This window comes from Streptomyces sp. 891-h (genome assembly GCF_022760275.1).
GTDB classification, from domain to species: domain Bacteria; phylum Actinomycetota; class Actinomycetes; order Streptomycetales; family Streptomycetaceae; genus Streptomyces; species Streptomyces spirodelae.
This window is the reverse complement of record NZ_CP050693.1, coordinates 1,674,417-1,686,671: the sequence shown is the minus strand read 5'-3', so window position 1 is coordinate 1,686,671 and position 12,255 is coordinate 1,674,417. Positions and strand designations below refer to the sequence as shown.

Sequence of the window (12,255 nt, the reverse complement as noted above, 5' to 3'; positions counted from 1 at the left end):
CATTGTTGCCCGCACCCATCCGCCCGGCACCCGGTGCGCTTCGCCGGGTGCCGGGCAACCGGCTGCGCGCTCAGGCGTGTTGGTGCAGGCCCCGTCCCGCCAGGGTCAGGAAGGTCTCGCCCACCGCCTCGCTCAGCGTCGGGTGCGGGTGGACGTGCTGGGCGATGTCCGAGGGGGAGGCGTCCCAGGCGACGGCCAGCTGGGACTCGGCGATCATCTCCGAGACGTGCGGTCCCACCAGGTGCACGCCCAGCACCCGCCCGTCCGGGCCCGGTTCGGCGACGACCTTCACCATGCCGCCCTGGCCGTGCACCATCCCCTTGGCCGTCGCGGTCAGCGGCAGCGTGTTGACGGCCACCTCGTGCCCGGCGGCCCTGGCCGCCGCCTCGCTGAGGCCGACCGAGGCCGTCTGCGGGCTGGAGTACGTCACCCGCGGGACGGCGGCGTAGTCCACCGGGCGGGGCGTGAGCCCGGCCAGCGTCTCGGCGACCACCAGTCCCTCCGCGAACGAGGCGTGCGCCAGGCCGAGGGAGGGCGGCGGGATCAGGTCTCCGACGACGTGCACACCCGGTGCGGCCGTCTCCAGGGTGGACCAGTCGGCCGGTGGCACATGGCCACGCTCATCCGTCCCGACACCGGCCGCCGCCAGGTCGAGTCCGTCGGTGACGGGTACCCGGCCCACCGCCACCAGCAGCCGCTCCGCCGTGATCATGGTCTCGTCCCCGCGCGCCGGCCGTACCCGTGCCCGCACCTGTCCGCCGGTTCGCTGCGCGTCCAGCAGCCGGGCGCCCGTCAGCACGGTGATGCCGCGCTTCTTCAGCGCGCGGGTCAGCTGGCGGCCGACGTCCGCGTCCTCCAGCGGAAGCAACCCCTCCGCCGCCTCCACCAGCGTGACCTCGGCCCCCATGGAGCGGTGGAAGGAGGCGTACTCGACGCCGATGGCGCCCCCGCCCAGCACGAGTACGCTGCGCGGCAGCCCGGGCGCGAACAGCGCGTCGTCGCTGGTGACGATGTGCTCCCCGTCCGGTTCGAGACCCGGCAGGGTGCGCGGACGGGAGCCGGTCGCCAGTACGAGACCGCGCCGTGCCGTCCACTGCTGCGTGCCCCCGGCGCCGGGCACCTCGACGCGTACGGTGCGCGGGCCCGCGAGCGCGGCGGTGCCCCGTACGACCGTTACTCCCGCCGCCGACAGCTGGCCCTCGACCCCTTTGTGGTTGCGCGCGACGATGTCGTCGCGGGTGGCGACCAGCGCGCTCCACTCGACGCTGTCGAGCGTCGCCTTGACCCCCCACCGCTCGCGGGCCTCGGCCACCCCGTCGACCAGTTCGGCCGCGTGCAGCATGGCCTTGCTGGGCACGCAGCCCCGGTGCAGACAGGTGCCGCCGACCAGATCCCGCTCGACGAGGGTGACCCCGAGCCCGAGATGTGCGGCGCGAAGTGCCGTGCTGTAGCCGCCCGTTCCGCCGCCGATGACGATCACGTCCGTGGTGTTGCCACTCATGACACCCACCCTCCGCCCGGTGCGGTGATGAGTCCAACGCAATGATTCTATGGTTGTGATGAGAACTGTTCATGGGCTTCACTCGTGACTGGGCCTGGCTGGTGGACTGATGGGCCATTTCTCGAAGACAGGCCATGGGGGGAATCGCGGTGCGTGGCAAGAAGCTCGCTTGTTCGCTGGTATGTCTCCTGACGCTGCTCGGCGCTGTCGGATGTGCCGGCGGTGAGGGCGGCGACGGCGGCGGGGGAGGCCCGAGCGACAAGGACACCGCGGAAGCCTCCGAGAAGACCGGACCGGACGAGTCCGCTTCGCCGTCGCCGACCGGGCGGCCGCTGTCGGTCGCCGAGGCCCGCAGCGCGCTGCTGAAGGCGGACGATCTGTCCGGCGGGTGGACGGTGGGCGAGGAGAGCCTCGATGGCAAGGACGACCTGGAGAAGACCAACCTGCGCGGGATGAAGGGGAAGAGCGCGGGCTGCCGCGCCTTCCTCACTCGTACCAACCGGTCCATCGGCCTGCCCGTGGTCGCCGTCGAGCGAAGCCTGGAACACACCTCCGACGGCGAGATCACCGCGCGTCTCGTCAGCTACCGCGACGACGAGGCTGCCCGGCGCGCCATGCGTCAGATGCGGGAAGCCCCCGGCAAGTGCGCCGAGGGCGGCACCAAGGACGGTGTGGAGATCGCCATCCAGCCTTGGTCGGCACCACAGGCCGGTGACGAGTCCGTAGGGCGCCGCCTGGTGGTCATGGGCGCCCCTTTCGGAACCGTCCAGGCGCGGGTGGGCTCCTCCGTCGTCGACCTCACGTTCGTCGGGAACGGCGACGACAAGGCGCTGGTGTCCCGCGCGACCCGCGAGGCCGTCGAGCGGCTGCGGGAAGTGGCCGGAAAGTAGCGGGATCCGAGGGGAGCGGGACTGTGAGTCTGCGGCAGATGGAGTATCTCGTCACGGTCGTCGAGGAGACCTCGTTCACCCGCGCCGCCGAGGCCCTGCACGTCACCCAGTCGGCGCTCTCGCACCAGATCAAGGCCCTGGAGCGGGAGGTCGGTGGCCCGCTGCTGGAACGGCTGCCGCGCGGGGTGCGGCTGACGCCGATGGGCCGGGCCTTTCTGCCGGACGCCGAGCTCGCCGTGCGCAGTGCCCGACAGGCGCGCCGTGCCGCACGGGCCGCGGCCGGTGCGGGAGGCGGCGAACTGGAGATCGCCACCGTGCACGGCCTCGCGGTCGGCGTACTGACGCGAGCCGTCGCCAGGATGCGCCGGCTCCATCCGCAGGTGACGCTGCGGCTGCACGAGTACGCGACCGAGGACGAGCTGCGCGACCGGATGACACGCGGCATCGCGGACCTCGCCGTCGGCTACCGGACCGACGACTGGCCGGGGCCCAGCTGGCAGATCGGCGAGGAGAGGATCGTCCTCGTCGTCCCGCCCGACGACCCGCTGTGCGACCGCGCCGGAGCCGACGGTGAACCGGTCGCGCTGGAGGAGCTGGCCGACCGCGGCTGGGTGCGGTGCGGGATGGAGCCCCGGATCGAGGGCACGCCCTTCGTCGATCTGGTCTGCGGCCGGGCCGGGTTCGTCCCGCGGACGGCGCTGCGGGTCGAACACCCGACGACAGCGGCGCGGATGGCGGCCGTCGGCGCGGGCATCTGCCTCGTCTCGGCGCATCTGACCCCGGATCTGGTGCCCGCCGGGCAGATTGTCGACATCGGCCCGCCCTGGCGCCGCCCGCTGACTGCTTTTTGCCGGTCGCAGCCGTGCGGGGTGGCGGAGGCCTTTCTGGATGTGCTGCGGGAAGGGTGAGCGCCACCGGCGCCTCTGACGGGTGCGCTCATGTCTTCCTGGTCAGCAGGGCAACCGGAGCTCCCTCGAAGAGCTGGTCCAGCGGCACGGTGCCCGTCAGCTCGCGCGCGCCGAGAGCGTCCTGCCAGGTGCCCGGTGGGAGGGCCAGCCGGGTACCGCCCCAGCCGCCGTGCTGCTCCAGGCGGAGCGAGAGCCGGGTGACCGCCGTCAGTACCGAGCCCGACCGTACGAAGGCCACACAGTGCGCGGCCCGCTCGCCCTCCGCGTACAGCGGCTCGTATGCGGCCCCGGCGAGGAACAGCTCAGCACGCTCCGCGCGCAACCGCAGCGCCGTCGCCGTCAGCCGTGCCTTCTCCGCGTCCAGCGGGCTGTCCTCGGGCCGCTCTCCCAGTTCCGCCGGAGCGCGGTTGTCCGGGTCCACCAGCGCGCGGTGGACCCGCTCGGTGCCCTGGTAGAGGTCGGGTACGCCCGGCATCGTCAGGTGCAGCAGTGCGGCGCCCAGCACATTGGCCCGTACGGCGGGGGCGATGTGCTGTGCGAAACCGGCCAGCGCCCGGGCGCCCGCGCTGTCGCGCTGTGCCGTCACGAACCGCTCGACCGCTGCCTCGTACTCCGCGTCGCCTTCCGTCCAGGTGGTGCGCAGCCCGGCCTCCCGCACGGCCTTCAGCAGCGCGGGCACCAGCCGCCGGGGCGGCGGCGGGTACGCGCCGAGAGCGAGCGCGGTCTGCCAGTAGACCCATGCGGTGTGGCGGTCGGGCGCACCGGAGTGCTCCGCTCGCTCCAGCAGCGCTGCCCACCGCCCGGGGCATTCGCTCAGTACGGCAAGGGTGGCGCGTGCGTCGCCGCTGCGCTTGGTGTCGTGCGTGGACAGTGCCGTACCCGAGGTGGGCCGGTCGCGCTGCGTACGCGAGCAGTGCGCGTGGAACCGAGCGGGCGCCACCGCCGGCAGCGCGGGCTCGCCGCCGACCTCGCAGGCCGACAGCAGCGGCACATAGCGGTAGAAGGCCATGTCCTCGACCGACTTGGCGCGCAGCGCGGACGAGAGCTGAGCGAACCGCGCGGGGAACCCCGTCGCGGCCGGGCCGCCACCGGGAGCGTCGCCCAGGGCGAGGCGCAGCACGGTGTCCACCGCCGCGGCCTCCTCCGGCACCTGGAACGCCCCACGGGCGCCCTCGGCTGCCCCTTCCAGCAGCGCGGCGTCCCGGGGCGCGGGCGTCACCCCGTGCGCCGTGTACGGCCGGTACACCGGCAGCCGCAGCAGCAGCTCGCACAGCGCGGTGCGCAGCGCCCAGGGCGCGTGGTCGCGCAACGACAGCTCGGGGGAGGCGGCACATGCCCGTACGGCGGTACGGGTCAGCCGTTCGGTCTCGGCCGCCAGATCGTGCGTCAGGACGCGGTGCGCGGCGCGCCGCCGGGTCGGCTCCCACTCACCGCCCAGGTCCGCCGGCGCACCGGTGAAGGACCGGTAGTGGTCGGCCAGTTCGGCGTGCCCTGGGGGGTCGACGAAGAGGCCGTCCACCTGCCGCAGCGTCTCGTACCCCGTCGTCCCCGCCACCGGCCAGGAGCGGGGGAGCTGTTCGCCGTCGGCGAGGATCTTCTCCACCACGGTCCAGCGTCCCCCGCTCTCCCGGTGCAGCCGCCGCAAGTAGCCGCCCGGGTCGGCGAGTCCGTCCGGGTGGTCGACGCGCAGCCCGTCGGCGACCCCCTCGCGCAGCAGCTGGAGGACTTTGCCGTGCGTCGCTGCGAACACCTCCGGGTCCTCGACGCGGACCGCGATCAGACCCGAAATGGTGAAGAAGCGCCGGTAGTTGAGCTCGCTCCTGCCCAGCCGCCACCAGGCCGGACGGTAGTGCTGCGCCGCGCACAGCTCGGGCAGCGGCAGCCCCTCCGAGCCCTCGCGCAGGGGGAGCACATGGGCGTGGTAGCGCAGGGTGCCGTCCTGAACCCGCATATGGGGCAGCACCTCGTCCAGCCGTTCCCCCAGCACCGGCAGCAGTATCCGGCCGTCCCCCGCCGCCCAGTCGATGTCGAACCAGCGCGCGCTGGGCGAGTCGGGCCCGTCCCGCAGCACCTCCCACAGTGGGCGGTTCAGCCGCAGATCCGCGGGAACGGCCATATGGTTCGGCACGATGTCCAGGATCAGCCCCAGGCCGTGCGCCCGTGCGGTCGCCGACAGGGCACGCAGCCCGTCCTCGCCCCCCAGCTCCTTCCGTACGGTGCCATGGTCGGTGACGTCGTAGCCATGGGTGGAGCCCGGCACGGCCGTCAGGACGGGGGAGAGGTGCAGATGCGACACGCCGAGCCGGGCCAGTCGGGGGACGGCGTGCTCGGCGGCGGCGAACGGGAAGTCCGGCTGGAGCTGGAGGCGGTAGGTCGCGGTGGGTACCGACGCCGGTAGCGTGCCCTCAGGTGTGATGCCCTCAGATGTCATATGACCCCCTCACACCGGACGTTGCAGCACCGCCATGCTGCGGGACTCCAGGCGCAGCGGCTCGCCCGCTGCCACCTTGGGACCCCCACCCCTTGTGGGGGTTTCCTCCTGCGCCGTGTCGACGATGACCTCCCACTCCCTGCCGTGGTTGACGGGGATGACGAAGTCCAGCGGCTCGTCGTGGGTGTTGAACAGCAGCAGGAACGAGTCGTCGGTGATGCGCTCCCCCCGCTCGCCGGGCTCGGAGATGGCGTTGCCGTTGAGGAAGACGGTCAGGGAGCGGGTGTGCTCGGCCTGCCAGTCGCGCTGCGTCATCCCGGCGCCCTCGGGGGTGAACCAGGCGATGTCGGAGAGCTCGTCGTGGGTGCCTTCCATGGGCCGCCCGTGGAAGAAGCGGCGGCGGCGGAAGACGGGGTGGTCACGGCGCAGCCACACCATGGCGCGTACGAAGTCGTACAGCGCCTGGTCGGGTGCGCCGGACCAGTCGGCGGGTGCGCCGTCGCCCGGCCACCGCACCCAGGCGAGCGGCCCGTCCTGGCAGTAGGCGTTGTTGTTGCCCTGTTGGGTGCGGCCGAACTCGTCACCGTGGCTGAGCATCGGCACCCCCTGGGACAGCATCAGCGTGGCGATGAAGTTCCGCTTCTGTCTGCGCCGCAGTTCCACCACAGCCGCGTCGTCCGTGGGGCCTTCGACGCCGCAGTTCCACGACCTGTTGTAGCTCTCGCCGTCCCGGTTGTCCTCGCCGTTGGCCTCGTTGTGCTTGTCGTCGTAGGAGACGAGGTCGTGCAGGGTGAAGCCGTCGTGGCAGGTGACGAAGTTTATGGAGGCGAGCGGGCGGCGCCCGTCGTCCTGGTACAGGTCGGAGGAGCCGGTGAGCCGGAAGCCGAACTCGGCCATCGCGCGCGGGCGGCCGCGCCACAGGTCGCGCACGGTGTCGCGGTAGCGCCCGTTCCACTCCGTCCACAGTGGCGGAAAGTTGCCCACCTGGTAGCCGCCCTCGCCCAGGTCCCACGGCTCGGCGATCAGCTTCACCTGGCTGACGACGGGGTCCTGCTGCACCAGGTCGAAGAAGGACGAGAGCCGGTCCACCTCGTGGAACTGGCGCGCCAGGGTGGCGGCCAGGTCGAAGCGGAAGCCGTCCACGTGCATGTCGAGCACCCAGTAGCGCAGCGAGTCCATGATGAGCTGGAGGACGTGGGGGCTGCGCATCAGGAGTGAATTACCCGTGCCCGTCGTGTCCGTGTAGTAGCGCGGGTCGTCCGCGAGGCGGTAGTACGAGGCATTGTCCAGTCCGCGGAAGGAGAGCGTGGGGCCGAGGTGGTTGCCTTCCGCCGTGTGGTTGTAGACGACGTCGAGGATGACCTCGATGCCTGCCTCGTGCAGGGCCCGTACGGCGTGTTTGAACTCCTGGACCTGCTGCCCGCGCTCGCCCCAGGAGGCGTAGGTGTTGTGCGGGGCGAAGAATCCGATGGTGTTGTAGCCCCAGTAGTTGGTCATTCCCGCCTCGGCGAGGCGGTGGTCGGTGACCGATTGGTGCACCGGCATCAGCTCCAGCGCGGTCACCCCCAGCTCGCTCAGGTGCCGGATGACGGCCGGGTGCGCCAGTGCCGCGTAGGTGCCGCGCAGTTCGTCGGGCAGCTGGGGGTGCAGCATGGTGAGGCCCTTGACGTGTGCCTCGTAGAGGACCGTGCGGTGGTAGTCGGTGCGCGGCGGCCGGTCGTCGCCCCAGTCGAAGTAGGGGTTGATCACCACGGAGGTCATGGTGTGCGGTGCCGAGTCCAGGTCGTTGCGCCGCTCCGGATCGTCGAAGTGGTAGCCGAAGACGGCCTCGTTCCAGTCGACGGAGCCGCTGATGGCCTTCGCGTACGGGTCGAGCAGGAGTTTGGCGCTGTTGCAGCGGCGGCCGGTCCCGGGCGCGTAGGGGCCGTGCGCGCGGAAGCCGTAGCGCTGTCCGGGCAGCACCCCGGGCAGGTAGGCGTGGCGGACGAAACCGTCCGACTCGCGCAGCTCGACGGCGGTCTCCGAGCCGTCCTCGTGCAGCAAGCACACCTCGACGCGCTCGGCCGCCTCGGAGAAGACGGCGAAGTTGGTGCCGGCGCCGTCGTAGTTGGCGCCCAGGGGGTACGCGTGTCCCGGCCAGACCTGCATAGGAGTGTCTCTTCCCCATCGACGTGTCGGTACGGCACCGCGGCGGGCGCGGTGGTCCCTGTCGTCATCTTCCCCCGTCCACCCGTACGGGCACCGGAAGTTGCCAGGGGTTCCGGATGCACCCCCAAGGCAGCCGCAGTAGTCTTCCTTGATCGAACAGCGGGGGCCGAGACCGGGCGTGGAAGGCGGTGCGCAGTTGGGCGCGGGAGGGTTTGAACTCCCCCCAGGCGAAGGCGGTGAGGGACCGGACGGCGGTGGTGCCGCATCGGAGCCCGGAACGGCGGACGATCCGGCGGGCGGGCCGGGTCTGCCGGGGCCGCCAGGACGAGGGCTGGGGGAGGTCGGGCCGCAGCCGGGCGCCGTTCCGCTGGCCCGCCCCATGGAGATCGGCGCCGACGTGGGCTGGGGCGAGGACGACTGGGCCGAGGTGCGCACCAGGGCGCAGCGCGCGGGGCGGGCCTATGTGTGGCTGAATCTCGTCGAGCAGCGGATGCGCGCTGTCGTCGCCGCCGTACTGCGGCCGATCTACGAACCGGTGCACGGCGAGGAATGGGTGATCGCCGCAGCCGGTCCCGCCGGTCAGGAGTGGGTCCAGCGGGCCGTGGCCGTACGCGAGGTCAGCCGCCGCAAGGGCTACCTTCTCGACCCGGCCGACGACACCCTGATCTCCTTCCTGACGCTGCCGCAGCTCCGTGAGCTGATGGTGCAGCACTGGCCGTGTTTCGAGCCGTACTTCGACGAGCGGCGCGAGGTGGAACTGGCGCTGGACGAGCTGGAGGTGGCGCGCAGCGCGGTGGCGCGAAATCGCGCGCTGTCCGAGACGGTCCTGGCACAGGCCGAGCGGATGTGCCGGCGCCTGCTGGAGCTGCTGGGGGCCGCGCCCGAGGGTGCGGCGGCTGCCGGGCGGCTGCCGGTCGACGCGGTCGAGGAGCTGGTCGGGGACCGGTTCGCCGATGTGGTCGGCGTGCACGGCGACCGGGTGCGGCTCCAGCGGCAGCTGCCGGCCGAGGATCTGTTCGGCGGGGCGCGTCGGCTGGACGCCATCGGGATCGGGCTGAATCTGCTGGTGCAGAACTACAGCGGGCGCCGTCTGGTGCGGCTCGCCGAGGCGGGCTGCCGGGTGCGTCTGCTGTTCCTCAACCCGGCGAGCAGCGCGGTGAAGCGGCGGGAGCGCGAACTGGGCCTGAAGAAGGGCGAGCTGGCCCGCTCGGTGGAGACCAACATCCTCCATATGCGACGGGTGCGCGCCCGGCTGCGGGACCAGGGGGCTTTCGAGATCCACGTCTTCGACGAGACTCCCCGGTTCACGGCGTACATGGTCGACGGGGACGGGCCCGACGGCCTCGCCGTGGTGCAGTCGTATCTGCGCGGCGCGCGGGGTATGGAAACCCCCGTTCTGGTGCTGCGCGGGCCCGGCCGTACGGTGCCGTCGGCGGTACGCGACGAGGGGGAGGCTGCCCTCTTTCCCGCGTACCGGGAGGAGTTCGAGGCGTTCTGGGGGGACTCGCGGCCGGTGTCGTAGGTGCCCGGACGGGCACCGGCGAGGGCCGCGGCCGTACTGTGTCGTGTCTGTCACAGTCCCCCAAGTCACTTGAGCCACAGGGAGCAATCCGACAGGGTTTCGAACGATCCATCGACGGATCGTTCGACCGCACACTTCGGAGGACTCCCTCGGCATGGCACAACACGGGGCACGCCACACCAAACGCCGGATATCCCTCGCCATCGGCGCCGCAGTCGCCGTCGCGGCGGGCGCGACACTGCTGACGCTCCCCGCCGGGGCCTCACCCGCCGAAGGCACCGTCCTCGGCGCCGGCGCGAAGGGCGCGGTCAAGGGCGACTACATCGTGCTGCTCAAGGGCGACCCCGCCAAGGGCACCGGCGTCAGGGCCGCCACCGAGGCCGATGACCTCACCGAGGAGTACGGCGGCAAGGTCGAGCACACCTACCACGCCGCGCTCAACGGCTACTCCGCCAAGGGGCTCAGCCCCCAGGAGGCGCGGCGGCTGGCGGCGGACGACAAGGTGGCGAAGGTCGTCCAGGCCCGCGAGATCACCGCGCACGCCACCCAGACCCGGCCGCCCTCCTGGGGCCAGGACCGGGTCGACCAGGCGTCGAAGTCCCTCAACAAGAAGTACACCTACCCGGGCAGCGCGGGCTCGGGCGTGACGGCCTACGTCATCGACAGCGGAGTGCGCGTCAGCCACCAGGACTTCGGGGGCCGCGCCGCCAACGGCCGCGACATCGTGGACAACGACAAGACCGCGCAGGACGGCGCCAACCACGGCACACACGTCGCGGGCACCATCGCGGGCACCAAGTACGGCATCGCCAAGAAGGCGAAGATCGTCGCCGTGCGCATCCTCGGCAACGACAACCGGGGCAGCACGGCCGACGCCGTCGCCGGCATCGACTGGATGATCAGGCACCACAAGGCCAAGGGCGGCCCCGCGGTGGCCAATATGAGCGTCGGCGGCTTCAAGGACTACGCGCTGGACGAGGCCGTCAAGAGAGCCGTCGCCGCGAAGATCACCGTCGTCGCCTCGGCGGGCAACGACAGCGGCAACGCCTCCGCCGCCTCCCCCGCCCGGGTGACCCAGGCCATCACGGTCGCGGCGAGCGACCAGAAGGACCGGCGGGGGAGCTTCTCCAACTACGGGAAGGTCGTCGACCTTTACGCACCCGGCGTGGACATCGTCTCGGCCAGCAACAAGAGCAACACCGCCGCACGGACCATGTGGGGCACCTCCATGGCAGCCCCGCACGTCTCGGGCGCCGCCGCGCTCTACCTGAGCAAGCACAAGACAGCCACCCCGGCGCAGGTCGCCAAGGCGCTGACCGACGGCGCCACCAAGGGCGCCATCGCCAACCCGGGCACCAGCACGCCCAACAAGCTGCTGCGCGTCCCCAGGTGACGTCCGTGCGGCCGGGAGCAAACCGCTCCCGGCCGCACGCACGCACCCGGATCCCCCCACAACCCACCAGAAGAGGTACCCCGCCCATGGCAACCCACGTGGCCCGTCACACCAAGCGCCGGATCTCACTCGCGATCGGCGCGGCACTCGCCGTCGCGGGCGGCGCGACGCTCCTCACCCTCCCGGCGGACGCGGCACCGGCCGAGGGCACCGTCGTCGGCGCCCACTCAGAGGACGCGGTCAAGGGCAGCTACATCGTCCTGCTCAAGGGCGGCACCGGCGGCTCGCTCCGGGCCGGGAGCGCGGGCGAGGACCTCGCCGAGGAGTACGGCGGAAAGGTCAGCCGCACCTACGACTCGGCCGTCAACGGCTTCAACGCCACCGGCATGTCGGCCCAGGAGGCGCGCAGGCTCGCCGCCGACGACAAGGTCGCGCAGGTCTACCAGAACCAGCGGATCACCACCACGGGCACCCAGACCAACCCGCCCTCCTGGGGGCTGGACCGCATCGACCAGAAGACGAACAAGCTCGACCGGGAATACACCTACCCGGCCGCCGCCGGCAAGGGCGTGACCGCGTACGTCATCGACACCGGCGTACGCATCAGCCACCGCGAGTTCGGCGGCCGGGCCTCCTACGGCTACGACGCCGTGGACAAGGACAGCACGGCCCAGGACGGCAACGGCCACGGCACCCACGTCGCCGGCACCATCGCGGGCACCACCTACGGAGTCGCCAAGAAGGCGAAGATCGTGGCCGTACGCGTGCTCGACGACGAGGGCACCGGCACCACCGCGCTCGCCGTTGCGGGCGTCGACTGGGTCACCAAGCACCACAAGGGTCCCTCGGTCGCCAATATGAGCCTCGGCGGCGGCAAGGACGCGGCGCTGGACGCCGCCGTCAAGCGCTCCATCGCCTCGGGCGTCAGCTACGCCGTCTCGGCGGGCAACGAGAGCGCCGACGCCTCCGCCTCCTCACCGGCACGGGTCAGCACGGCGCTCACCGTCGCCGCCAGTGACCGCAGGGACCGGCAGGTGTCCTTCTCCAACTACGGCAAGCGTGTGGACCTTTACGCGCCCGGCGTGAACATCGTCTCCGCGAGCAACAAGAGCGACCGCGGCACCGCCACGATGTCCGGAACCTCCATGGCTTCCCCGCATGTGGCAGGCGCCGCGGCCCTCTACCTGAGCGGCCACCGGAACGCCACCCCCGCCGATGTGGCCTCCGCTCTCACCAAGGGCGCGACCCCCGGCGCGATCGCCAACCCCGCCAAGGGCACCCCCAACAAACTGCTCCGCGTGGTCAAGTGACGTTCATTCACGGTCATTTCTGACCCCCGCCCGTGCGTAACCCCGGATTTCCGGGTAAGCGCACCACAGGCCCGCCGTGCCCTTCCCCCACGGGGCACGGCGGGCTTCTTCGCGGGCCGCAAGAGCCGGCAGCGCAGTTCCCCGCGCCCCGA

General features: G+C 71.9%; 8 protein-coding genes. 5 read left to right on the top strand and 3 right to left on the bottom strand.

What is annotated here, in order from left to right; all coding sequences use genetic code 11:
* Positions 1-70: 70 nt before the first annotated feature.
* Positions 71-1,501, bottom strand: coding sequence for a dihydrolipoyl dehydrogenase (gene lpdA, locus HC362_RS07110; protein WP_243083075.1), 1,431 nt, complete (start codon positions 1,499-1,501; stop codon positions 71-73).
* A gap of 134 nt (positions 1,502-1,635) precedes the next feature.
* Between lpdA and HC362_RS07105 the strand changes: the two genes are divergently transcribed.
* Together HC362_RS07105 and HC362_RS07100 are read left to right on the top strand one after the other, a co-directional pair.
* A complete protein-coding gene (locus HC362_RS07105) occupies positions 1,636-2,391 on the top strand; it encodes a hypothetical protein (protein WP_243083074.1) in 756 nt (251 codons plus the stop codon).
* A gap of 23 nt (positions 2,392-2,414) precedes the next feature.
* Entirely contained in the window at positions 2,415-3,299 is an 885-nt protein-coding gene (locus HC362_RS07100) for a LysR family transcriptional regulator (protein ID WP_279240072.1), read from the top strand.
* Between the two features lie 28 nt (positions 3,300-3,327).
* On the opposite strand, the gene treY is transcribed toward HC362_RS07100, so the two are convergent.
* Both treY and glgX read right to left on the bottom strand, forming a co-directional pair.
* Positions 3,328-5,730 carry a malto-oligosyltrehalose synthase gene (treY, locus tag HC362_RS07095; RefSeq protein WP_243083073.1) on the bottom strand — a complete coding sequence of 801 codons (2,403 nt, stop codon included), beginning with the start codon at positions 5,728-5,730 and terminating at the stop codon, positions 3,328-3,330.
* Between the two features lie 9 nt (positions 5,731-5,739).
* Positions 5,740-7,878, bottom strand: coding sequence for a glycogen debranching protein GlgX (glgX, locus tag HC362_RS07090; protein WP_243083072.1), 2,139 nt, complete (start codon positions 7,876-7,878; stop codon positions 5,740-5,742).
* A gap of 178 nt (positions 7,879-8,056) precedes the next feature.
* Between glgX and HC362_RS07085 the strand changes: the two genes are divergently transcribed.
* From HC362_RS07085 to HC362_RS07075, 3 genes are all read left to right on the top strand, one after another.
* Positions 8,057-9,400 carry an SAV2148 family HEPN domain-containing protein gene (locus HC362_RS07085; protein ID WP_243088405.1) on the top strand — a complete coding sequence of 448 codons (1,344 nt, stop codon included), beginning with the start codon at positions 8,057-8,059 and terminating at the stop codon, positions 9,398-9,400.
* 154 nt (positions 9,401-9,554) lie between these two features.
* Positions 9,555-10,793 (top strand): S8 family peptidase, encoded by a 1,239-nt coding sequence (locus HC362_RS07080; RefSeq protein ID WP_243083071.1) that lies wholly within the window; start codon positions 9,555-9,557, stop codon positions 10,791-10,793.
* An 86-nt stretch (positions 10,794-10,879) separates the two neighbouring features.
* On the top strand, positions 10,880-12,103 hold the full coding sequence (locus HC362_RS07075; protein ID WP_243083070.1) for a S8 family peptidase: 1,224 nt from the start codon (positions 10,880-10,882) through the stop codon (positions 12,101-12,103).
* Positions 12,104-12,255 lie beyond the last annotated feature (152 nt).